This is a genomic window from Halosimplex halophilum (assembly GCF_004698125.1).
GTDB classification, from domain to species: domain Archaea; phylum Halobacteriota; class Halobacteria; order Halobacteriales; family Haloarculaceae; genus Halosimplex; species Halosimplex halophilum.
Genome location: NZ_ML214298.1, coordinates 962,781 through 983,696, shown reverse-complemented (window position 1 = coordinate 983,696; position 20,916 = coordinate 962,781). Strand labels below are relative to the sequence as shown.

21 protein-coding genes are annotated in these 20,916 nt (G+C 71.9%); 7 read left to right on the top strand and 14 right to left on the bottom strand.

Going from position 1 to position 20,916, the window contains the following annotated elements; translation table 11 throughout:
• Window positions 1-103: 103 nt before the first annotated feature.
• Window positions 104-733 carry a TetR/AcrR family transcriptional regulator gene (locus E3328_RS15835; RefSeq protein WP_135365580.1) on the top strand — a complete coding sequence of 210 codons (630 nt, stop codon included), beginning with the start codon at window positions 104-106 and terminating at the stop codon, window positions 731-733.
• Window positions 734-745: 12 nt separating this feature from the next.
• On the opposite strand, the gene E3328_RS15830 is transcribed toward E3328_RS15835, so the two are convergent.
• A complete protein-coding gene (locus E3328_RS15830; RefSeq protein ID WP_135365579.1) occupies window positions 746-1,954 on the bottom strand; it encodes a CaiB/BaiF CoA transferase family protein in 1,209 nt (402 codons plus the stop codon).
• Window positions 1,955-2,209: 255 nt separating this feature from the next.
• Between E3328_RS15830 and E3328_RS15825 the strand changes: the two genes are divergently transcribed.
• Window positions 2,210-3,172, top strand: a complete 963-nt coding sequence (locus tag E3328_RS15825) for an alpha/beta hydrolase (RefSeq protein WP_394345914.1) — start codon at window positions 2,210-2,212, stop codon at window positions 3,170-3,172.
• Between the two features lie 3 nt (window positions 3,173-3,175).
• Here E3328_RS15825 and E3328_RS15820 read toward each other — a convergent pair whose 3' ends face one another.
• Both E3328_RS15820 and E3328_RS15815 read right to left on the bottom strand, forming a co-directional pair.
• Window positions 3,176-4,294, bottom strand: coding sequence for an NADH:flavin oxidoreductase/NADH oxidase (locus E3328_RS15820; RefSeq protein WP_135365578.1), 1,119 nt, complete (start codon window positions 4,292-4,294; stop codon window positions 3,176-3,178).
• 159 nt (window positions 4,295-4,453) lie between these two features.
• A complete protein-coding gene (locus E3328_RS15815) occupies window positions 4,454-4,726 on the bottom strand; it encodes a DUF7571 family protein (protein WP_135365577.1) in 273 nt (90 codons plus the stop codon).
• Window positions 4,727-4,880: 154 nt separating this feature from the next.
• Here E3328_RS15815 and E3328_RS15810 point away from each other — a divergent pair, with 154 nt between their 5' ends.
• Entirely contained in the window at window positions 4,881-5,537 is a 657-nt protein-coding gene (locus E3328_RS15810; protein WP_135365576.1) for an HAD family hydrolase, read from the top strand.
• Here the strand turns inward: E3328_RS15810 and cruF are convergent, their stop codons facing one another.
• Genes cruF through E3328_RS15795 form a run of 3 tightly spaced genes read right to left on the bottom strand, consistent with a single transcriptional unit; the run spans window position 5,538 to window position 8,913 of the window.
• Window positions 5,538-6,461: a bisanhydrobacterioruberin hydratase gene (cruF, locus tag E3328_RS15805; protein WP_135365575.1), complete on the bottom strand. Its 924-nt coding sequence runs from the start codon at window positions 6,459-6,461 to the stop codon at window positions 5,538-5,540. It abuts the gene before it with no gap.
• Complete coding sequence (locus E3328_RS15800; protein ID WP_209452224.1) at window positions 6,451-7,329, bottom strand: prenyltransferase; 879 nt, start codon at window positions 7,327-7,329, stop codon at window positions 6,451-6,453. The genes cruF and E3328_RS15800 overlap by 11 nt, the downstream gene beginning before the upstream one ends.
• Before the next feature lie 30 nt (window positions 7,330-7,359).
• The gene (locus tag E3328_RS15795) at window positions 7,360-8,913 is read right to left on the bottom strand and encodes a phytoene desaturase family protein (protein WP_135365573.1); all 1,554 of its coding nucleotides are present in this window, start codon (window positions 8,911-8,913) and stop codon (window positions 7,360-7,362) included.
• A gap of 112 nt (window positions 8,914-9,025) precedes the next feature.
• Here E3328_RS15795 and E3328_RS15790 point away from each other — a divergent pair, with 112 nt between their 5' ends.
• Window positions 9,026-9,901 (top strand): ZIP family metal transporter, encoded by an 876-nt coding sequence (locus tag E3328_RS15790; protein WP_135365572.1) that lies wholly within the window; start codon window positions 9,026-9,028, stop codon window positions 9,899-9,901.
• 90 nt (window positions 9,902-9,991) lie between these two features.
• Window positions 9,992-10,855: a hypothetical protein gene (locus E3328_RS15785; RefSeq protein WP_135365571.1), complete on the top strand. Its 864-nt coding sequence runs from the start codon at window positions 9,992-9,994 to the stop codon at window positions 10,853-10,855.
• Between the two features lie 76 nt (window positions 10,856-10,931).
• Here the strand turns inward: E3328_RS15785 and E3328_RS15780 are convergent, their stop codons facing one another.
• Together E3328_RS15780 and E3328_RS15775 are read right to left on the bottom strand one after the other, a co-directional pair.
• Window positions 10,932-12,797, bottom strand: coding sequence for a receiver/sensor box histidine kinase (locus E3328_RS15780; RefSeq protein WP_135365570.1), 1,866 nt, complete (start codon window positions 12,795-12,797; stop codon window positions 10,932-10,934).
• Window positions 12,798-12,899: 102 nt separating this feature from the next.
• Complete coding sequence (locus tag E3328_RS15775) at window positions 12,900-13,355, bottom strand: SHOCT domain-containing protein (protein WP_246023027.1); 456 nt, start codon at window positions 13,353-13,355, stop codon at window positions 12,900-12,902.
• A gap of 132 nt (window positions 13,356-13,487) precedes the next feature.
• Between E3328_RS15775 and E3328_RS15770 the strand changes: the two genes are divergently transcribed.
• Window positions 13,488-13,748, top strand: a complete 261-nt coding sequence (locus tag E3328_RS15770; protein ID WP_135365569.1) for a MarR family transcriptional regulator — start codon at window positions 13,488-13,490, stop codon at window positions 13,746-13,748.
• A 33-nt stretch (window positions 13,749-13,781) separates the two neighbouring features.
• Here the strand turns inward: E3328_RS15770 and E3328_RS15765 are convergent, their stop codons facing one another.
• The 5 genes from E3328_RS15765 to E3328_RS15745 all read right to left on the bottom strand — a co-directional run bounded on the left by E3328_RS15765 (window position 13,782) and on the right by E3328_RS15745 (window position 18,006).
• Window positions 13,782-14,105: a transcription factor S gene (locus E3328_RS15765; protein ID WP_135365568.1), complete on the bottom strand. Its 324-nt coding sequence runs from the start codon at window positions 14,103-14,105 to the stop codon at window positions 13,782-13,784.
• A 114-nt stretch (window positions 14,106-14,219) separates the two neighbouring features.
• Entirely contained in the window at window positions 14,220-15,053 is an 834-nt protein-coding gene (locus E3328_RS15760) for a DUF8135 domain-containing protein (protein WP_135365567.1), read from the bottom strand.
• A gap of 4 nt (window positions 15,054-15,057) precedes the next feature.
• A complete protein-coding gene (locus E3328_RS15755) occupies window positions 15,058-15,987 on the bottom strand; it encodes a hypothetical protein (protein ID WP_135365566.1) in 930 nt (309 codons plus the stop codon).
• 123 nt (window positions 15,988-16,110) lie between these two features.
• The gene (locus tag E3328_RS15750; protein ID WP_135365565.1) at window positions 16,111-16,953 is read right to left on the bottom strand and encodes an RAD55 family ATPase; all 843 of its coding nucleotides are present in this window, start codon (window positions 16,951-16,953) and stop codon (window positions 16,111-16,113) included.
• An 84-nt stretch (window positions 16,954-17,037) separates the two neighbouring features.
• Window positions 17,038-18,006: a beta-ribofuranosylaminobenzene 5'-phosphate synthase family protein gene (locus tag E3328_RS15745; protein ID WP_135365564.1), complete on the bottom strand. Its 969-nt coding sequence runs from the start codon at window positions 18,004-18,006 to the stop codon at window positions 17,038-17,040.
• 176 nt (window positions 18,007-18,182) lie between these two features.
• On the opposite strand from E3328_RS15745, the gene E3328_RS15740 reads away from it, so the two are divergent.
• Window positions 18,183-19,271 carry a hypothetical protein gene (locus E3328_RS15740; protein WP_135365563.1) on the top strand — a complete coding sequence of 363 codons (1,089 nt, stop codon included), beginning with the start codon at window positions 18,183-18,185 and terminating at the stop codon, window positions 19,269-19,271.
• A 19-nt stretch (window positions 19,272-19,290) separates the two neighbouring features.
• Here E3328_RS15740 and E3328_RS15735 read toward each other — a convergent pair whose 3' ends face one another.
• Window positions 19,291-20,289, bottom strand: a complete 999-nt coding sequence (locus E3328_RS15735) for a glutathione S-transferase family protein (protein WP_135365562.1) — start codon at window positions 20,287-20,289, stop codon at window positions 19,291-19,293.
• Window positions 20,290-20,916: the final 627 nt, after the last annotated feature.

Here is a 20,916-nt window from a genome sequence, read left to right as displayed (position 1 = left end):
CCGGCATAAGTTTACCGGGCAGTAAGACAGCGCGGTAAGACAGTGCGGTAAACCCGGCCCGCCGAACCGGTATTATAAGTAGGGGAGTGGACAGAGTGGATGTATGGGCAGTACCGAGGAGACGGTCGGGTCGAAGGACACGCGGGAGGTCATCATGGAGGCGACCTTCCGCGCGCTGAGCGAGCGCGGGTACAGCGACCTCCGGATGCGCGACATCGGCGAGGAGATGGAGCTGACCCGGCAGGTCATCCACTACCACTTCGACGGGAAGCGGGACCTGATGTCGTCGTTTCTCGAGTACGTGGCCGAGCAGTACGAGGGCGCGATCGACGTCGAGGAGTACGACGACCCGCGGGCGGAACTCGAGGCCCGCATCGAGCAGTGCCTGTTCGGGCCCGGGTTCGACGAGTTCGGCCACTGGGAGCGGATGAAAGTCTACCACGAGCTGTTCGCCCACGCCCAGAACGACGAGGAACACCAGGCCATCCTCGACGAGCACTACGACGCGATCAAAGACAGCATCGTCCGCGTCGTCGAGGACGGGATCGAGGCGGGGGTGTTCCGCGACGTCGACGCCGAGCGCATGGGCCAGTTCATCACCGACGCCATCCACGTCGGCCGCGAGCGGCGCCTCTCGCTCGGCCACGACGACGCCCCCGAGGAGACGCGGGCCGCCATCGAGGCGTTCGTCCTCGACTCGCTGTACGTCGACGACGAGCCCGGGGCCGCCTGAGCGGCCGGCGACCTACTCGTCGCCGCCGAAGACGCCCATCGCTGCCAGTTCGTCGACCTCCTCCTCGCTGTACCCCAGGTCGCGGAACACCTCGCGGTTGTGTTCCCCGAGCAGCGGGGGCGGCAGTTCGAACCCGCTGTCGACGTTCTCGAACTTCAGCGGGTGTTCGACCACCGGTATCTCGCCGATCTCGGGGTGTTCTATCTCCGAGATGGCGCCTCGGGCCTCGACCTGCGGGTTGGTGAGCGCCTCCTCGACGCTGTAGACCGGGCCGGCCGGCACCCCGTTGTCCTCGGCGATGACCTCGATCCACTCGTCGGTCGACTTCTCGGCCAGGGTCGCCTCGATCTCGGCCTCCAGCTCGTCCTGGTGTTCGACCCGGTCGCTGTTCTGCGCGAACCGCTCGTCGTCGACCAGGTCCGGCCGGTCGATCGCCTCGCAGAGCTCGCCCCAGAGCTTCTCGTTGAGGATGCAGACGTTGATGTAGCCGTCGCCCGTCTCGAAGGTCTGGTACGGCGCGAGCACGGGGTCTTTCGTCCCCATCCGCCTGGGGGTCTCGCCGGCGAACACCTGCCCGGCCTGCTTGGTCAGCCACGGCAGCACCGACTCTAACATCCCGAGGTCGATGTACTCGCCCTCGCCGGTCAGCTCCCGGCGGTACAGCGCCGAGGTCGCGCCGAACGCGGCCCACATCGCGGTGATCAGGTCGGTCATCGGCAGCCCGACCTTCACCGGCTGGCGGCCCTCCTCGCCGGTCACGTCCATGATCCCGCCCATCCCCTGGATCAGCAGGTCGTAGCCCGACCGCTCGCGCCAGGGGCCGGTCTGGCCGAACGCCGAGATGGCGAGGTAGATCAGGTCGTCGTTGCGCTCGGACAGCGTCTCGTAGTCGACGCCGAGCCGCTCGGCGGTCCCCGGCCGGAAGTTCTGGACGAAGATGTCCGTCTCCTCGATCAGGTCGTACAGCGCCGCCAGCGCCTCGTCGTTTTTCAGGTCGAGTTCGACGCTGCGCTTGCCGTAGTTGACCGTCCAGTAGTACGGCGACTCGCCCTCGATAAAGGGCGGCCCCGTGTGGCGGATCGCGTCGCCGTAGCCCGGCTGCTCGACCTTCACCACGTCCGCACCGAGGTTCGCCAGCATCGACGAGGAGAACCCGCCCGTCACGAACGTCGAGAGGTCGACGACGGTGACCCCGTCGAGGATCTTGCTATCGGCTGCCATACCCGCCGTTGGGTTTACCGCGTGGTAAAACTACCGCCGGCCGCGCTCGCCGCTGTTTACTAGATGGTAAACCACGGCACTTAACGGTTGGTAGCGCGGTCCTCGGGGGTCGACCGGACGACCGCTCGGGGTTCCGAGAGCGATACGCTATTGACAGGTCGGTCCATCACGCCGGTCATGGACGCCGAGGAGTTCCTGCGGACTGGCGACACGGGCGCGAGCGACGGTACCGGACGGGACGGCGACGGACCGCGGCTGGCGACCGACGAACCACACCCGGACGTGCAGTCGGTGCTGCGCTCGCGGCGCTGGCTCCGGTCGATCCCCCTGTCGACGCTGGGCGCCCGCGGCGCCCGGCTCCTGTCGAAACTGGGGCTGTGGCTCCAGGACGACGACCCGCCAGCGGTCGGGTCGGTGGTCGACCGCTCGATCCCGGGACCCGACGGCGAGGTCCCGGTCCGGCGCTATCGGCCGTCGGAGTCGGGGCCGTACCCGACGGTGGTCTTCTACCACGGCGGCGGGTTCGTGGTCGGGAGCCTGGACACCCACGACCACCTCTGTCGGCGGCTGACCGTCGAGAGCGGCTGCGAGGTCCTGTCGGTCGACTACCGCCTCGCGCCGGAACACCCGTTCCCGGCGGCCGTCGAGGACGCCTACGCTGCCCTGGAGTGGGCGGCCGACCCGGGGACGAGCGCCGACGTGCTGGACCGGGACGGCGGCCTGGCGGTCGCCGGCGACAGCGCCGGCGGCAACCTCGCGGCCGTCGCGGCGCTGATGGCCGCCGAGCGCGACGGGCCCGACCTGGACTACCAGAGCCTGGTCTACCCCGCGGTCGGGACCCGCGAGGAGCAGGATTCGATGCGGGAGTACACCGGATACGTGCTCACCGAGGACGACATCCGCTGGTTCGACCGCTGCTACTACGGGACGGAGACCCACCGGCGCAACCCCTACGCGGACCCCTCGCGGGCCTGCGACCTGTCGGGCGTCCCGCCGGCGACGGTCGTGACGGCCGGGTTCGACCCGCTGCGGGACGGCGGGATCGCCTACGCCCGGCGACTGGTCGGCGACGGCGTCCCCGTCCGCTTCCGCAACTACCCCGACATGGTCCACGGGTTCGTCGGGATGCTCTCCGAGGACGAGGACGTGGACCGCGCGGGCGAGGCCGTCGACGAGGTCGCCGCGGACCTGCGGCGGGCGCTGGACGCGGACGACTGAGAGCTAGAACCCGAACGCCCGGCGGTACTGGGGCGGCCCCGAGACCTCGTCGGTCGCGTCGAGCGCGTCGGCGGCCCGGAGGCCGAAGTAGGGGTCCCGGAGGAACTGCCGGCCGACGATGGCCAGGTCGGCCCGGTCGTTGGCGACGACCGCCTGGGCCTGTTCCGGGGTGGTGATCCCGCCGACCGTCCCGACGGCGATGTCGCTCTCGGACTCCTCGCGGACCGTCTCGGCCAGCGGGAGCTGGTAGTTCGGTCCCGCCTGCTCGGGCCAGGAGCCGGGCGCGATCCCGCCGCTGGACACGTCGATCAGGTCCGCGCCGATCCCCGCCAGCCGGTCGGCCAGCCGCGCCGACTGCTCGGCGGTCCACGACTCGCGGTCGTCGAACCAGTCGGTGCCGGAGATCCGGACGAAGACTGGCTTGCCGTCGGGCCACACCTCCCGCACCGCCTCGGTGACCTCCCGGGTGAGGCGGGTGCGACCCTCGAAGTCGCCGCCGTAGTCGCCCTCGCGGCGGTTGGTCACCGGCGAGAGGAACTCGTGGAGGAGGTAGCCGTGGGCGGCGTGGACCTCGGCGACCTTGAACCCGGCGTCGCGGGCCCGCTCGGCCGCCCGGCGGAACGAGTCGATCACCTGCTCGATGTCGCCCTGGTCCATCTCCCGGGTCGGCGGCGCGTCGACGGGGTCGCCGTCGTCGTCCTCGTAGGGCCACGGGTCGGCGCTCGGGCCGATCACCTCCCAGCCGCCGTCGTCGGGGTAGAGCGGGCGGCTCCCCTCCCACGGCCGGCTCTTCGAGGCCTTGCGGCCGGCGTGGGCCAGCTGGATCCCGGGGACGGCGCCCTGCTCTCTCACGAACCGCGTGGTCCGGGCGAGGGCGTCGGCTTGCTCGTCGTTCCAGATCCCCAGGTCCTCGGGGGTGATCCGGCCGCGCTTCTCGACGGCGGTCGCCTCGGCCATGACGAGGCCGGCGCCGCCCACGGCCCGCGAGCCGAGGTGGACGTGGTGCCACCCGGTCGCGCGCCCGTCGCGGGCCTCGCAGGAGTACTGGCACATCGGCGACACCATCAGCCGGTTGGGGATCGTCGTGTCCCGGAGTTCGAGCGGGTCGAACAGATCGGTCATCGGCGTGCCTAGCCGCCGGACCCCCAAGTATCGCCCGCCCGCCGCGGGCCTTTCCGGTTTCTCGGTCGCGCGTGCGAACCGGGCTTCGGGACCGCCCGGCGGGAGCCGAGCCCGTCGCGGCCGCCCACCGGGAACCGTGGCCGTCGGGAGCGCCCGCCGTCAGGTCGTCGAGGGCGATCCGCGGTGCCAGCCGGGGTCCCGGCCGGTCCGCTCGATGCGGTCGGAGCGACACGCCGGGCAGAAGTCCGGCCTGGCGTCCGCGCTCCGGGGGACGTAGACCGCGCCGCCGCACTCCACGCACGCGCCGTCGGCGACCGTCACGCAGTCGCTACAGAGGTTGAAGTCGTCGACTGTCAGCTCGCGCAGCGGTTCGAGTTGTTTGTCCAGGGTGTACTCGTCGATGACCGTCTGACAGTTCTGGCACGCTTGCATTGCGATACGATCACACCCATGAGACACTATCACAAAGGTCTGCCGCTGCCGCGATATATCGCCGGCGGGCGGTCGGGTGCGGCGGCGCGGACGTGGCGGACGCCGGCTATCCGACGGTCGGAAGCCCTTTCACGGTCGGCGACGCAGTGGTGCTATGACCTACGATACCGTCGTGTTCGACAACGACGGTGTCCTCGTCGGCAGAACGCGGTTCGACGTCCTCCGGGAGGCGACCGGGGAGACGTTCGCGCAGCTCGGTGTGTCCGACCCGGACCCCGACCACGTCGAGGACATGACGATCGGAGCGACCCCCCAACAGGTGAACGCGGTCTGCGATACCTACGGCTTCGAGCCCGCGGAGTTCTGGCGCATCCGGGACGGCACGGTCTCGGGCGCACAGCAGGACGAGGCGCGCGCCGGACGGAAGACGCCCTACGGGGATATCGACACGCTGGCGGACCTGGACGTAGCGACGGGGATCGTCAGTTCGAACCAGCAGGAGACCGTGGACTTCCTCCTCGACCACTTCGACCTCGGCGGCCACTTCGACACCGCCTACGGCCGCGAGGCGACCGTCGAGAGCCTCACGCTGCGGAAGCCCAACCCCCACTACATCGAGCGTGCGCTCGCCGACCTGGACGCCGACTCGGCGCTGTACGTCGGCGACAACGAGTCGGACATCGAGGCGGCCCACAACGCCGGCATCGACTCGGCGTTCATCCGCCGGCCCCACCGCAGCGACTGGGACCTGAACGTCTGGCCCACCTGGGACATCGACTCCCTCGACCGCCTGCACGACATCTGCGGCTGACTACTCCGCCCACCGCGGCCGCGTCGGCACGTCGAAGCGGTCGGTGACAGCGAGCCCGAGCCCGAACAGCCCCGCGAGCGCGACCGGGAGCCAGTTGCCGAACGCGGCATTGACCCCGCCCCAGAGGATGACGAAGCTCACCATGTCGTCGAGCATGAACGGACAGGCGTCCAGCCGCGCGAGCAGCGCCTCCCGGTCCAGTCCCCAGTCGAAGGCCGCCACGGCGACGGCCGCGGAGAGCACCCAGCCGGCGTAGTTGCTCCAGGGGACGCCGTAGAAGGCGCCGCCGCCGTCGTAGGTCCAGAAGCCCAGCGCGACGGCGCCCGGGTCGAGCACGAGGTCGATTCCCACCACGGTCGCGACGACGACCGGGAGCCTGACCCACGGCGAGCGGGCCAGGTCGCCCAGCAGGAGCAGGCAGAGCAGGTAGCTGTTCAGGACGAGCGGGAAGAAGAAGACGGGCAGCGCGAGCGGGACGCCGCCGAGCATCGGCCCGAGGGCGACCCCGTACTCGAAGGCGCCGTAGGGCCAGCCCGTCGAGACCCCGACGAACTCGATCCCGTAGGCGTAGGCCGCCAGTGCGAGCAGGGCCGCGGTCGCCCGGCGGTCGACCAGCGGCGCGACGCCGGCCGCGAGCGGCAGGCGCATCACGACGACGCCGACGAGGACGAGCCAGGGGTTGAACGCGAGCGCATCCGGGAGCCACGCGAGTCGGGTCGCCATCGCCGGCGGGAGCGCCCCGACCGCGGGCGCGAACCAGCCGAGCGCGCTGGCGAGCAGGAGGACAGCACCGGTGACGGGGAAGACGACGGCGATGGTGAACCGGTTCCGGCGGACGAGGCCGTCGAGGCGGGCCTCGACGCGGTCGCGGTCGAGCGCGCCGCTCGCGGGCAGTCCCGCCCGCTCGACCCAGTCAGGCGCCATAGAGCATCACCCAGAGGCCGCCCATCGTCAGGGCCGTCCCGACGGCGGTGTTGAGAAGCGGGAACCACCAGTAGGCGCGGTCGACCGACACGTCCGACAGCGCGACCGCGGCGGTGAAGGCGGGGTAGACGGCGAGCAGGCCGCCCCAGTAGGGGTGGACCCGCCAGAAGACCGCCGCGGCGGCCGCCCAGACGACCGCGCAGTAGCCGTAGGTGACTTTCTCGCCGAGGAGGGTCGCGGTCGTCTCGATGCCCGCGGCGCGGTCCGGTTCGATGTCGGGGATGGCCGAGAAGGTGTGCATCGCCATCGTCCACAGCCACGCGCCGGCGACGGCGGCGGTCGGCGGGAACGCACCGGCGACGGTCGCGTAGGCGACCACGCCCGGCAGGACGTACAGCCCGTTCGACAGCGAGTCGAGGAGCGGCGTGGTCTTGAACCGGAACGGCGGGGCGCTGTACTGGACCGCCAGGGCGAGGAAGGCCAGCATCGCGAAGACGGCCTCGGTCGGCAGGACCGGCAGTATCGCGATGCCCAGGACGCCGCTGGCGAGGACCGCGGCGACGACGGCGCGGCTCCCGCGGTAGCGCACCTCCTTGTCCTCCTTCTTGGGGTTCTCCTCGTCGATGTCGGCGTCGAACACGTCGTTGACGCCGTAGAGGAAGACGTTCGCGGGGAGCAGGAAGTACGCGGCCAGCGCGACCGTCAGGGGTGTGAACAGCTCGGCGGTCGACCGCGCGGCGAAGACGGTCCCGACCATCGCCGGGCCCGCGAGGTACAGCCAGAACCGCGGCCGGGAGAGCCGCAGGAGGTACCCGACGGTGGTGTCCGGGGGCGCGAGCGCGCCGAGGCGTGCGGTCAGCGAGGCCATCGCGTCGTCGGACATACTACTCGGAGGGGCTTAGTTGGCGTCGTCGACCAGCGCCTGTGCGGTGTGCTGGCCGCTGATCAGACACATCGGCACGCCGATACCGGGGGTCGTGAACGACCCCGTGAAGTAGAGCCCGTCGACCGCCTCCGAGCGGTTCGGCGGCCGGAGGAGAGCGGTCTGGCGGAGCGTGTGGGCCAGCCCCAGCGCCGTCCCCTCCGTCGCGTTGTAGCGGTCGACGAACTCGGAGACGCAGAACTCCTCCTCGAAGACGATGCGGTCCCGGAGGTCGGTGTCGGCGTGTTCGGCCACGTCGTCGAGGATCTGCTCCCGGAAGCGCTCGCGCTGGGCGGGCGTGTCGTCGAGGCCGGGCGCGATGGGGACGAGGACGAAGAGGTTGCTGTGGCCCTCCGGCGCCACGGTGTCGTCGGTCTTCGATGGCACGCAGAGGTAGTAGGCCGGTTCGTCCGGCCACGCGGGCTCGTCGAAGATCGTCTCGAAGTGGAGGTCCCAGTCGTCCGGGAGGACGAGCGTGTGGTGGGCCAGCTCGGGCACGTCGCCCTCGACGCCGAGATAGAGGAGGTACGCCGAGGGCGCGTACGTGCGGTCGTCCCAGTAGTCGGCGTCGTACTGCCGCTCGTGCTCGGGGAGCAGCTCCTGCTCGGCGTGGGCGTAGTCGGCGTTGACGACCACCCGGTCCGGCCGCCGTTCGGCCCCCGTCTCGTCGACCACGAGGAAGCCCCGCTTGCGGCGGGTGATCTCCTCGACCTCGACGCCCGTCTCGAAGCTCACCCCGAGTTCGCGGCAGAGGTCGACGAACGCGTCGACCACGACGCCGATGCCGCCGGGGTGGTTCCCGTCATCGTCGGCCTCGTTCGCGACGGGGTAGTACACGCCCATGTTGAAGTCGACGTGGCTCATCATGTTGTACAGCGCCGGCGTGTTTCGGGGCGATCCCCCGAGGAAAACCAGCGTGTACTGCATGATCTGCTGGAGCTTGGGGTTCTCGAAGTAGTCGTCGACGTGGCTCTGCATCGATCGCATGAGCTTGACCCCGATGGGCGCCGCGCGCATCACGTCCAGGTCCACCCAGTCCCGGAGTGAGGACCGATCCTGATAGACGAACTTCTCCATCGCCGTCTCGTAGTGCCGTTCGCTGGTCGCGAGGTACTCGTCGAACGCCTCGCCGGCGCCGGGCTCGATGGACTCGAACAGCTCGCGGTTCTCGGCGCGGTCGGCGGCGACGTCGACCCGCTCGCCGTCGCCCGCTGCGGGCCCCTCATTTTTGAAGAAGATCCGGTAGTGCGGGTCGAGCCGTTCGAGGTCGTAGTAGTCGCCCGGGGTCTTCCCGAAGTGGCCGAAGAACCGCTCGAACACGTCGGGCATGAGGTACCACGAGGGCCCCATGTCGAAGCGGAAGCCGTCCGCTTCGAGGCGGCTGGCCCGGCCGCCGAGCTGGTCGTTCTTCTCCACGAGCGTCACGTCGGCGCCGGCGTCCGCGAGATAGGCCGCCGCCGAGAGGCCGCCGACGCCGCCGCCGACGACCGTCACCGACTCGCCGTCCGCGCGTCCCGAGAGCCCTGCCATTACCCGTCCATCGGCGCCCGCCACTGAAAAAGGGGGTGCCCAACCCGTTGCGGTCGCCGGCCGGCCACCCGAGCGACAGCCTTATTAACAACAGTGTCCGTTTTGGTAAATAATGGGTATTAACGAGACTTCTGAGGTTAATAACGGCGCCGGGCGGCTCTCGCTGGTCGGGGGCGCTGGCGTCGCGGTCCTGATCGGGCTGTCGGTCGTGGCGGGCCTGGCCGACACGTGGAAGGTACTGGTCGTCGGGTGGGTCGCGTTCACGGCGATGGCCGCGGGGACGTACCTCGGGGCGCGGGCGACCGAGACCGACCCCCAGCGGCTCGTCTGGGGCTACGGGCTCGCCAGCGGCGCGATGGTGACCAGCGCGGCGATGTTCCTGGTCCCCCAGGCCATCGGCATCGGCGGCTCGGCCGGCGCGCCCCAGATCGGCGGGATCGGCATCGCCGCGGGGATCGTCGTCGGCTACAGCGGTCACGTCGTCGGCCACCGGCTCTCGCACTACGACTGGCCGATGGACGTGACGACCGCCCAGATCACCGCCCACGCGCTCTCGGCGGGGCTGATCATCGGCCTCGTCTACGGCTCGATGCCGACGCTCGGCCTGCTGCTCGGCCTCGCCATCGTCTCGCACAAGGGCCCCGCCGGCTACGCCGCCGCCCGCCGGATGCAGCGGGCTGGCAAGCCCGTCTCGGCGCTCCTGCTGCCGGCCGCCGGGGTCGGCATCACCGCCATCCCGACGGCCGCGCTCCCCGTCCCCGAGATTCCGGTCCTCAACGCCGTCGTCTTCGGCTTCGCCGCGGGCATCTTCCTCCACGTCGCGATGGACTTCCTCCCCCACTGCGACGCCGGCTCGGAGATCGACGAAGTGTGCTCGCTCAGCGAGGAGTCCCACGAACTACTGGATCGGTTACGGTTCCACGCGGTCGGGAGCACCGTCGTCGGCGCGGCGGCCGTCGTGGTCGCCTGGGTCGCGGTCGCGCCGTAAGTTCCGGCCCTCGTCGTACTTCCGGCCGCTCGGCGGTCCGCGTGCGCTCTCGCCACCAGACCTTTACTGTCGCCGCCGCAAGCGCGCCGTATGGCCTCCCCGCCGGTGTATCGTCCGAGTGACCCGGACCACGGCCGCCGGGTCGGGTGGGGGCTCGTACTCGTGACCCTCGGCGTGCTCGCGCCGCTTCTCTACGCCCGAGCCGCCGGCCCGTCCGTTCTCTGGGCACCGTCGATCTACTGCGCGGCCGCGGACTGTCCGACGCTCGTCCAGTGGAGCGCCTATCTCCTCTCGATCCCCCTTTCGCTCGGCGTTACCCTGCTCTGGTGGTCCGGCAGGGCCCGCTCGCGCGCGCTCGTCGGCGCTCACCTGTGCGCGATGGGCGCGCTCGCCGGGTGGGCCTTCGTCGTCCCGGTCTCCTTCTGGGCCTGGCCCCCGCTGGTCGCCGGGGGCTTCCTCGTCGCGAGCGGCACCGGCGGGCTGTTCGAACGGGCGTCCCACGACCGCGAGGACATCCCGGGTCGCCTGGCGACCGTCGGCGGCGTCTCGGTGTTCGCGGGGTTCGCGGCCGCGACGGCGCTGGGCTACTGGCCGCTGGTCACGCTCGTCCCGTTCGCGCTCGCGCTCGGCGCGTACCTGCTGGTCGTCCGCGCGCCGCTGGGCTGGCTGCGCGCCCACGCCGTCTGGTTCCTCGCCGCGGCCCTGCTCGCGGTCCCGCCGTGGACCTACGTCCGCCCGGAATCGATCGGCGTGACCGACGTGGTCCCGCCGCCGGACGACCTCCCGCCGCAACCGCCCGACGGGAGTCCGGTCTTCCTGGCCGACGAGGTGATCACCGCGTTCGTGCTCGCCGGCGTCGCGGCGATGGCCCTGGCCGCCGGCGCGGAACTGGTCTGGCGGCTCGCCGACGAGGGCTCCGGAGGGTCCGCCGCCGGGGCCGACGCCGCGGAGTGATCGCCGAAGCGGTCGCTCCCGAGTGGTCGCGTTCCGATACTCCGGACGCTCCCGGGTGCCCGGCGTCGAACCCGCTTCAGACCGTTTCGACGCCGGTGAACTCGAAGCGCGCGCCGCCGCTCTCGCTCTCGCGGACCGCCACGTCCCAGCCGTGGGACTCGGCGATGCCCGCGACGATGTTCAGCCCGAGGCCGGTGCCGTCGTCGGCGTTCGAGTAGCCGGCCTCGAACACCCGCTCGCGCTCGCCCTCGGGGATCCCGGGGCCGTCGTCGGCGACGGAGAACCCGCCCTCGCAGTCGCCGACCGTGACCGTCACGTCGTCGCCGCCGTGCTCGACCGCGTTGCGGACGCAGTTTTCGAGCAACTGCTGCAGGCGACCGGGGTCGGCCCGGACCGTCGACGAGGTCTCGACGACGAGCGTCGCCTCGCCCGTCTCGACGTGGTCCCAGCACTCCCGCGCCGCGGCGGCGAGGTCGACGGGCTCGGGGTCGGTCGCCTGTTCGCCCTCCCGGGCGAGCGCCAGCAGGTCCCCGATCAGGGCCTCCATCCGCTCGTGGGACCGCTCGATGGCCGCGACGTGCTCGTCGTCGGCCTCGTCGGCGACCAGTTCGAGCCTGCCCTTCGCGACGGTGAGCGGGTTGCGCAGGTCGTGGCTGACGATGCCGGCCAGGCGTTCGAGCCGCTCGTTCTGCCGTTCGAGCGCCTCCCGCTCGGCCCGGAGCTCCCGCTCCGAGCGGATGCCGTCCAGCGCCGTCGTCGCGTGGACCGCGAGCGTCCCGGCCAGCGTGACGTCCACCTGGTCGAACGCGCCGGGCTCGGCCGAGCCGGCCAGGAGGACGCCGTGGTCGCCCAGCGGGAGGATCAGCTCGCTCCGGATCGGCGTGTCCTCGGCGAACCGCCCGGGGGCCGTCGACACGTCGTCGTACACCCGCCGTTCGCCCGCCTCGAAGACCTCCCACGCGAGCCCCTCGTCGCGCGGGATCGAGGGGATCTCCCCCAGTAGCTGCTCGCCCTCGTCGGTCCAGGCGACCGGGACCAGCGCCTCGGCGTCCGCGTCGTAGCGGTGGACCGCGCTGTTGGACAGGCCGACCACGTCGCGGACCGCCCTGACGAGCGTCTCCGCAACCTCCTCGACGGTCGTCGCCTCCATGAGCCCGCGGACGGTGGTGTGGATCCCCTCGATTGCGTCCTCGTGGCCCCCGCGGTCGGTCTTGTCGAAGACGCTGCAGACGAGCCGCTCCCCCTCGGTCTTGGTGAGCGTGTGGTCCTCGACGAACGTGGTGCCGTCGGCCCGGAGCCCGGTCGTCTCGCCGCGCCAGAACCCCGTCCCCTCGACCGCGGGCATGACGTCCGCCCTGACCGTCTCCAGGGCCCCGTCCGGGTACGTGATCTCGAACGACTCGCCGACCATCTCCTCGGGCTCGTAGCCGTAGAGGTCCGCGTACTCCTCGTTGACGTAGCTGAACGTGCCGTCCGCCTCGATGATGGCGATGCCCTCCTCGGCGGCGTCGATCGCCTCCAGGCGGCGTCGTCGTTCCCGCTCGGCCCGGGCAGACTCGACGGCCGCCTCGACCCGGTCGGCCAGCTCGGCCGCGCGGTCGGGGTCGGTGTCCTTCCGGACGTAGTCGGTGACGCCCGCGGCGATGGCTTCGCTCGCGACCGCCTCGCTCCCCTCGTCGGTGAACAGGACGAACGGGAGGTCGGGGTGGTCGTCCCTGACGGCGTCGAGGAGCGCGAGGCCGTCCCGACCCGGCAGGTCGTACTCGGAGACGACACAGTCGACGTCGCCGTCGCCGAGGCGCTCCAGCGCCGCCTCGGCGTCCGTCACCGTCTCGACGGCCAGGCGGTCGCTCGCCGCCGCGACCGCGTCGCCGAACTCGGCGTACTCGGGGTCGTCGTCGACGTGGAGGGCCCGGATCGGATCCGGTGACGACCGGTTCATCAGCGATCCAACGGACAGGCGACGCATAACGGTTTGGGAGCGCGTATCGATCGGAAAAACGACTCCGCTAACGACCCGCGGAGGCCGGGCGCTCCACCCGGTTCACTCCCGTTCGCGCTCGCGCTCGGCGTCGGCCGACAGGTCGACGCCCGCGCCGGCGGAATCGGTCAGGTCGGCGCCCTCGGGCACCTCGACGCCCTCCGTCTCCAGCAGGCGTTCGAGCCGGCGCTCGAACTCCACGTCGTCGATCTCGCCGGCGGCGTAGCGCTCGCGGAGCCGCTGGAGGGCGTCGTCCCCCTCCTCGCGCTCGCCGCGAGTCCCGCCGACCGACCGGTCGCGGTCCCCCCGCTCGCCGAGGTACTCGCGCAGGTCGACGTGGTCCGAGAGGATCCCCAGCACCGGCACGAGGAAGAACCACCCGACGATGGCGACGACGGCCGCCGCGTCCCCGCCGATAAAGATGGCCGCCAGCGCCGCCAGCGGGAGCGTCGCGACCGCGACGATCCCGACGAGCGCCTCCATGGGGTCCTCGCTCGCGTCGTCCGTCCCGTCGCTCATGGCCGACGCTACCGGGCCGGGCGCCATAATTCTCGGGGACGACCGCGCCGGTCGGCCGCCGCCCCGGGCGGCGCCGAGCGCGCATCCCGTCGGCGCCGACAGCGCTATGCTCGCAGCCGGCGTAGAGACCCTATGCCAATCAGTATCGACCAGTTCGAGGAGACGCCCGAGGGGAAGCTCCGCCCGCCCGCGGCCGGTTCGGAGAACGCCGACCGCGTGCTCGCCTTCCTCACCGAGCGCCGCGCGGAGGCGTTCACGCCCGCCGAGATCTGCGAGGGCACCGGCGTCCCCCGCGGGAGCGTCGGGGTCGTCCTCGCTCGCCTCGAAGACCGGGGCCTCGTCCGCCACCGCGGCGCCTACTGGACCGTCAGTCCGGAGGCGACCGCGCGATAGCGGGCCGGTCGCTGTCTCCGGGTCGCACGGCGCTCAGTTGTACTCCCGCCAGCGGTGGCCACACTCCGTGCACTTGAAGAATCGCGTCGGCGGCTCGTCGGCGGAGCCGGTCTGTTTGATCGTGTACCAGGCGACGCCGTTGCCGCAGTCCTCGCAGGTGACGCTCTTGTCCTTGGGTTTGCCCTCGAAGTTGGCTCCCTCCTCGGTCTCGACGACCTCGTCGCCGGACTGCTCGGCGGTGCTGACGAACTGCTCGGCCAGTTCGTCGTCGCGGCCCGCCGTGGCGCCGCAGCTCTTGCAGACCATCTCGCCGCCCTCGGAGTGCATCATCGATCCGCAGTCGTCGCAGAACTGCATGGTACCACGCCCGTTGGCCGCCCGGCCGTAAGTATACCCCGCTCTCGCGGTCGTCGCCAGTCGTCCGGTTCCCCGGTCGCCTGTCCCGCCGGCCGTGAACCGCTGCGGCGCCCGTCAGGCGTCGTCTTCGAGTTCGCGCCGCTCCTCGACGACCGGGCAGTTGCTCACCCGGACCTCGTCGACGCCGACGAACGCCAGGATGTCAGTGCCCTCGTGGGTGCAGGTCACGTCCGGCGGCGGCGAGAAGTGCTCGCAGCCCTCGCAGTAGCCGTGTTTCGACACCGTGACCACGTCGTCCTCGTCGCCCTCGGGCGGGCCGCCCTCGCCCCCCGTGTCCGCGCCGGGCTCGGCGGTGAGCCGGTCCCAGACCTCGTCGGGGTCGATCCCCTCGACGCCCGACCGCTCGAAGGCGCTCGACGCCGACTCGAAGGGGTCGCCCTCCGAGACCGCCACGTCCGCGAGCGGGTCCTCGCCCCGCTCGCCGAACGAGTCGTCGGCGCTTTCGCCGTCGAACGGTTCGCCGCTGGCCCCGCTTTCGCCCCGCTCGCCGCTAGCCTCGCTTTCGCCCCGTTCGCCGCCGGCCCCGCTGTCGGCCCGCTCACTGCCGCCGTCCCGGTCGTCCACGTACTCGAACGGGTCCGGGTCGGCGCCGGCGGCTGGCTCCCGGCCCGCGGCGTCCTCGTCGGCCGGGGGGTCGTCATCCCCGGCCCCGCCGCTCCGGTCGCCGTCCGGATCCTCGCCCAGCGAGTCGAAGGGGTCGCCCTCGCGGTCGCGGTAGTCGTCGAACGAGTCGAACGGGTCGCCGCGGTCGGCCGACGCCCCGGCAGACTCGCCGGTGTCGTCCCCGGGCTCGTCGGGATCGTCCGCGGGCGCCCCCGAGTCGGCGGCGGCGCGGTCAGCGTCGTCCCCGGGCTCCCCGGAGTCGTCGGTGTGCCGGTCGTCGCTCACGGTATCAGCTCCCGTCGGCGGCGTCGGGGACGTTCGAGCGGTCCTCGTCGCCGGCCTCCAGCTTGCGCGCGACGGTCAGCTTCGGCTTGCCGAACAGCCCGCTCGGCAGCGCCACGTCGCTGACGGTCGCGTCGCAGTGGGGACAGTTAGGCTCGTGTAGCAGCGCGATGTCGACGGCCTGCGAGCAGTTCCCGCAGACCGCCCGGTCCACGTCCAGTTCCGCCGCGGTCGCCTTGAGCCGGTCGATGGCGTCGGTACCCGTCGAGCGGGCCTGCTCGGCCTCGCGGAGGTCGCTGACCACCCAGGCGACCGTCCGCAGTCGCTCCTCGACCTCGTCGAGGCGGTCGGTCGCCCGCTCGATCTCGCTCACGCGGTCGTCGAGGTCGTCGACCCGCCGCTCGGCGTCGGCGGCGTCGTCGGCCGCCTCGTCGACCCGCGACTCGAGGGCGGCGAGCGACGACTCCAGGTCGTCGACGGCCGTCGAGAGCGTCGCGAGCTCGCCGAACTCCGGGTGGGTGTGGTCGGCCTCGGCCTTGCCGTCGGCCTCGCGTTTGACCTGGACGACACGCTCGCGCACGTCCTGGATCTTGTCGGCGAACTCCGACTCGACGCGGTCGATCTCCGCCGACAGCCCTTCCTCGACGGCGTCGACGTCTTCGCTCCCGCCCTCGACGCGCTCGGCGACGGCATCGGCGATGTCCGGGAGCCGGTCGGCGATCACGTCCCGGACTTCGTCTTCCACGTCGCGGCCGCCGAGGGCGGCGGCCACGTCCGCGTCGTCGAACTCCTCGGCGGCGCGGTAAGCGGCGAGTAACTGGACGACGACGGCCTCGCGGTCGACCCCCAGGTCGGCGGCCTTGCGGTCCAGCCAGGCCTCTACGTCCGGGGGGAGCGACACCGACACGCCGGCGTCGTCCGACGACTCGCTCGCCATTAGTTCCCCTTGACGCGAGTAGGCAGTTAAGGGTTTGCCACCGGTTCTCGAAAATCGAACTCGGAGTACTCGTCGAGAGCGACGCTCTGAGCGGCGATCGTGCGGACCCGGGTCCGATACCCGTTATCGGATCTTGCGCACGTCGCTGATGTCGAAGCCGCCGTCGCCGATCTCGGTCTCGAACTGGACGATGTTCTCGTCGTCGATCCCCGAGAGGACGCCGCGGAACTGCTTGACGACGAGCGTCCGCGCGCGGGAGGACCCGCCGCTGGCCCACTCGAACTCCAGGGTGCCGTCGACGCTGTCGACGAGCTGGCCGTACTCCGTGTCCGAGACCGTCTCCCGGCCGACGTGGGCGAGGATGACGCCGTTCCACTCGTTGGCGCCCTTCTGGAGCCCCTTGATGAGGAAGACGACGTCCGACCAGTTGACGTTCTCGTCGCGGCCGGCCGTGCTGATGAGGTCCGACAGCGAGTCGATGACCACGAGGTTCCCCGGCGCGTGCTCGACGAGCAGGCGCCCGAGTTCGCCGAGGATGTCGTCGCGCTCCTGGCGCGCCCGGAGGTCCTTGATGTCGGCGGTCTCCTCGGCGTACCAGTCCCGCGGGACCGGGCTCTGGTGGAAGTACTGCTCGGAGAGGTCGTGGTACCGGACCGCCTCCATGCCGGCGTCGACGATGTCGTCGTCGATCGTCATCCCCACCTCCTCCGTGAAGCGCCGTTCGCCCGCGGTGAACGAGACGAAGTGGACCTCCCCCGGCGTTTCGGCGTCCGCCGCCACGTCGCCGTAGTAGAGGTCGTGTAACTCCCCGTCGGTCTCGGCGAGGGCGTTCATCAGCGTGCTCGTGTGCAGGAACTCCCGCGACCCCGCGCCGCCCTCGCCCGCGACGAGGACGACGCTGCCCGTCGGCGCCCCGCCGCCGAGGGTCGTGTCGAGCTGGCGGACCCCGAAGGGTATCCGGTCCATGCGACCACCATCCGCCGCCGGCCGTTTACCTGTTGCCCCGCGATTCTCGCTCGCTGAAACGGGATCCGCCGGCTGCGACGGTCCTCAGGCGTCCCCGACCGTCGCGCCCTCGTTGCGCGGGCGAGCCACGACGACGCGGCCGCCCTCGCCCACGTCCGAGAGTGCTGTCCGGGCCGCGTCGGCCACGTCGGGCGCGTAGTCGGCGTCGGTCAGCGCGTAGACGGTGGGGCCCCACGAGGACTGGCCGGCGCCGGCGACCGCCGGGTGGTCCGAGAGGGCGTCGATGATCGCCCCCGCGGGCGGGCGGTAGACGCCGCCCTGCTCGTCGGCGTACCAGGCGCCGTTGAGCCGGCCGAGCCGCGCGACCGCGTCGCCGAACGCCGCCCGGTCGCCCGTCGCGGCCGCCGGGAGCAGCTGCTGGGTGACCACGACCGCGATGTCCTCGGCGATGCCCGGGTCGGCGCGCTCGACGACCGAGCGCATGCTCTCGTCCTCCTCGTCGCCGCTGCGGCCCGGCCCCGCCTCGGGGACCGCGAGGACGAACCGCCAGGATTCGGGCAGGTCGTGGCGCGCGACGACCGGCGGGACCGCCCACTCGCCCTCCGCGGGCGGCGCCGTCGTGAACCGCTCGGTCGGGTGGCCGCCGTCGACGACGAACCCGCCCGATTCGAAGGTGGCGACGCCGATGCCGCTGCGGCCGCCGCGGCCCAGCGCCGGCGCGCGCTCGCGCGGGTCGACCTCCATCTCGTATGCGCCGGCGACGGCGACGAGCGCGGCGAGCGCGAGCTGGGTCCCGCTGCCGAGTCCGGCGTGGCGGGGGAGCCGTTCCTCGACGCGGACCGCCGCGCCGGGCACGTCGAGGTGGTCGACGACCCGCTCGACGTAGGGGCGGGCCGCGTCGTCGTCGCAGTCGACGGCGTCGGCGCGCTCGGCGCGCAGGTCGAGCCGCGGCTCGGCGAGCGCGAGGCCGACGCCGCCGTAGAGGCGCTCGTGCGCCAGCGAGAGGTTCTGGAAGCCGACGTGGAGGCGCCCGCCGACCGTGACCCGGGTCATGCCGTCACCGAGGTCCCCCCGGTCCTACGGCCTTTCGACAGCGGCCGGCGTCGCCGGAGTCCGCGACGGCGGCGCTCGGCCGTCGGCCCGGTCGCACCCGCGAACTGCCCGCGTCCGGGCCCTCCGGGCCGATAAGCCGTCATTTACAATCGGTGTCGGGCGGCGTAGCCCCTGGCATGAGTGAGCAACGACCGCCCGGCGACGGCCGGGACGAGTCCGCTCGCGACGGGGAGGCGACGCCGGATGCGTCGGCGGCGGGTGACGGTGGCCCGTCGGTCCCGGAGGCCGGCGGCGGGAACGGCGTGGGACCGACCGACGGCCGGTTCCCGGCCGAGAGCCCGAGGGGGGGCCACGACGACGCCACGGGCGGCGGGACCGGCGGAGAGGGTCCGGGGCCCCTGGCGGCGGTCCTCGCGGACGCGACGACCGTCGAACCGTGGACCGCCCCGTCACCGCCCGGGCGCGGGACCGCCTCGCTCCGCCGTCAGCTCCGCCCCGACGAGTCGCTGCAGGCCGTCGACGGCGCCCGCCTGCTCGACGGCCGCGGCGAGCGGGCGACGGTCGGTCTCACCGCCGACCGCCTGGTCGCCGCGACCGACGACGGCCTCGTCAGCGTCGGCCTCGACCGCCTCGCGGGGGTCCGCAGCTCCGTCGACGCGACCGTCGGCGTCCGCGGCCGGGACGCCCGGCTGCTCGGCGCCCTCGGTTACTGCGCGTCGGTCGTCGCCTTCCTCGGCGTCCTCGGGACGGCCACGGTCCCCCTGACGCCGGCGCTCGCGCTGGCCGCCGTCGGTGGCGCGCTCGCCGCAGACCACGTCCGCCGCGAGGGAGTCGCCCCGAACGACCGGACGCTGACCGACCGGCTCCGCCGCTTCGGCCCGTTCGCGACCCTCGCCGACGCGCTCGCCCGCGTCGAACGGCGCGTCCGCGGTCGCGCGGGCGCCGACCCGCTCGGTCGCTGGGGGGCCGGGGCGCTCGCGGTCGGCCCGTTCGCGGCGCTGGTCGCGCTCGAGGGGACGGTGCTCCCGCCGCTGTTCGCGCTGGCGATGGCCGGGAGCTTCGGGCTGGTCGTCCACGCCGTCCGCAACGGCGACGACTTCGAGGGGATGGAGGTGGTCCGGCGCCGCCGCCGGACGGTCACCGCGCGGTTCGACGACGGCTCGACGCTCGCCGTTCGCACGCACCCCGACTCGCCGCTGGACCGCGAACTCGCGGCCCGCGTCGGCGACCTCTCGGAGCGGCCGGTCCCCGGCGACGACGACTGACCGGGCTCGAACCGCCCCGTCAGGCCAGCGGCAGCAGCTCCGCGGGCGGGCTGCCCGGCAGTTCGTCGCGGTCGTGCTCGGCGTCGAAGTCCAGGTCCGGCCCGCGGGCGATCAGCCGCTTGGGGTTGACGTCCGGGTGGGTCGTGTAGTAGTGTTCCTTGATGTGGTCCGTGTTCACCGTCTCGGCGACTCCCGGCGTCTGGTAGAGGTCGCGCAGGTACGGCCAGAGGTTGTCGTACTCGTGGATCGCCTTCACGTTGCACTTGAAGTGGGTGTGGTAGACGTTGTCGAACCGGACCAGCGTCGTGAACATGCAGATGTCCGCCTCGGTCAGGCGGTCGCCGGCGAGGTAGCGCTGGTCTGCCAGCACCTCGTCCCAGTGGTCCAGCGCCGAGAACAGGTCGTCGACGGCCCGGTCGTACGCTTCCTGGGAACTCGCGAAGCCCGCCCGGTAGACGCCGTTGTTGATCGGCTCGTAGATGTCGTCGATGATCCGGTCGACCTCCTCGCGGTAGCCCTCGGGGTACAGATCCACGTCGCGCTCGGCCACGTCGTCGAACTCGGTGTCGAGCATCCGCAGGACCTCCTCGGACTCGTTGTTGACGATGGTCTCCTCCTGTTTATCCCACAGCACCGGCACCGTCACCCGGCAGGTCGCGTCGGGGTCCGCTTTCTGATAGACCTCCCGGAGGTAGTCGCTGCCGTTGACGGTGTCGGGGGTACAGCCCTCCTTCTCGGGGGTGAACTGCCAGCCGCCGTCGTCGCGGTAGGGGTCGACCACGTCGACCGAGACGGCGTCTTCCAGTCCCTTCAGCGACCGGATCAGCAGGGTGCGGTGAGCCCACGGACAGGCGTAGGAGACGTAGAGGTGGTACCGGCCGGCCTCCGGCTGGAACCGGGCGTCCGGGTCGTCCTCGACGCGGTCCCTGAAACTCGTCTCCTCGCGCTCGAACTCCCCGTCGTCGTTCGTGTAGTCCTCGACATCCGTCCGCCACTCGCCGTCGACGAGTTTGTTCATGGCTGGTCGTCCCTTGGGCCGCGACACCCAAAAGGACACCAGTGACACACGAGTAACCGGACGCCCGTCCACCCCGCGATCCCCCGACGCGGACGCTCGACGACCGAATGCGGTCGGCGCGCGCTGTCGCGAGTCTCGTCTCGCGACAGCATCGCGCGAGGGATGAGCGAGCGAGCGCAGCGAGAGAGCGAATCGGCTGGGGAGGGTCGTGGTCGTTTGCGGTGCCGTGCGGTGCGGTCGCGGTGCCGGGCGGTGCGGTCCCTGGTGTCCGCGCGAACGTGTGAGCGCGGGCTCGGGAGAGCTTGCTCTCCCGGTGGACTGAACGGGCGAGGCGCGCTCGCGCTTGTTCAGTCGTCTGAGTGGGCAACTATCCGCGCGGTGCGAGGCGCTGGGCGCCTCGAAGCGAACGGCGCTGCCGTGAGCGGGCGGTGCCGAGAGCGCGGATATCCCGCCTCAGCGACCGCGAGTGCGCCGAGGGCTTTCAACGCTTACCGTCGAGTACTGTCGCAGTCACTGCTAGCGAGCGCGTCGAGGGCGTTCAGCACAGCTGTCCGCTGCGGCCGGGTCGATCGTCGGGGACGCGTCGCGAACGGGAGCGCGAACGTCGATCGGGACCGACGCAAGCGT

What these genes read in the sequence shown, in the direction of transcription:
- E3328_RS15835 (WP_135365580.1), top strand. Translation starts at nt 104, where the DNA reads ATGGGCAGTACCGAGGAGACGGTCGGGTCGAAGGACACGCGGGAGGTC.
- E3328_RS15830 (WP_135365579.1), bottom strand. Translation starts at nt 1,954, where the DNA reads ATGGCAGCCGATAGCAAGATCCTCGACGGGGTCACCGTCGTCGACCTC.
- E3328_RS15820 (WP_135365578.1), bottom strand. Translation starts at nt 4,294, where the DNA reads ATGACCGATCTGTTCGACCCGCTCGAACTCCGGGACACGACGATCCCC.
- E3328_RS15815 (WP_135365577.1), bottom strand. Translation starts at nt 4,726, where the DNA reads ATGCAAGCGTGCCAGAACTGTCAGACGGTCATCGACGAGTACACCCTG.
- E3328_RS15810 (WP_135365576.1), top strand. Translation starts at nt 4,881, where the DNA reads ATGACCTACGATACCGTCGTGTTCGACAACGACGGTGTCCTCGTCGGC.
- cruF (WP_135365575.1), bottom strand. Translation starts at nt 6,461, where the DNA reads ATGGCGCCTGACTGGGTCGAGCGGGCGGGACTGCCCGCGAGCGGCGCG.
- E3328_RS15800 (WP_209452224.1), bottom strand. Translation starts at nt 7,329, where the DNA reads ATGGCCTCGCTGACCGCACGCCTCGGCGCGCTCGCGCCCCCGGACACC.
- E3328_RS15795 (WP_135365573.1), bottom strand. Translation starts at nt 8,913, where the DNA reads ATGGCAGGGCTCTCGGGACGCGCGGACGGCGAGTCGGTGACGGTCGTC.
- E3328_RS15790 (WP_135365572.1), top strand. Translation starts at nt 9,026, where the DNA reads ATGGGTATTAACGAGACTTCTGAGGTTAATAACGGCGCCGGGCGGCTC.
- E3328_RS15785 (WP_135365571.1), top strand. Translation starts at nt 9,992, where the DNA reads ATGGCCTCCCCGCCGGTGTATCGTCCGAGTGACCCGGACCACGGCCGC.
- E3328_RS15780 (WP_135365570.1), bottom strand. Translation starts at nt 12,797, where the DNA reads ATGAACCGGTCGTCACCGGATCCGATCCGGGCCCTCCACGTCGACGAC.
- E3328_RS15775 (WP_246023027.1), bottom strand. Translation starts at nt 13,355, where the DNA reads ATGAGCGACGGGACGGACGACGCGAGCGAGGACCCCATGGAGGCGCTC.
- E3328_RS15770 (WP_135365569.1), top strand. Translation starts at nt 13,488, where the DNA reads ATGCCAATCAGTATCGACCAGTTCGAGGAGACGCCCGAGGGGAAGCTC.
- E3328_RS15765 (WP_135365568.1), bottom strand. Translation starts at nt 14,105, where the DNA reads ATGCAGTTCTGCGACGACTGCGGATCGATGATGCACTCCGAGGGCGGC.
- E3328_RS15755 (WP_135365566.1), bottom strand. Translation starts at nt 15,987, where the DNA reads ATGGCGAGCGAGTCGTCGGACGACGCCGGCGTGTCGGTGTCGCTCCCC.
- E3328_RS15750 (WP_135365565.1), bottom strand. Translation starts at nt 16,953, where the DNA reads ATGGACCGGATACCCTTCGGGGTCCGCCAGCTCGACACGACCCTCGGC.
- E3328_RS15745 (WP_135365564.1), bottom strand. Translation starts at nt 18,006, where the DNA reads ATGACCCGGGTCACGGTCGGCGGGCGCCTCCACGTCGGCTTCCAGAAC.
- E3328_RS15740 (WP_135365563.1), top strand. Translation starts at nt 18,183, where the DNA reads ATGAGTGAGCAACGACCGCCCGGCGACGGCCGGGACGAGTCCGCTCGC.
- E3328_RS15735 (WP_135365562.1), bottom strand. Translation starts at nt 20,289, where the DNA reads ATGAACAAACTCGTCGACGGCGAGTGGCGGACGGATGTCGAGGACTAC.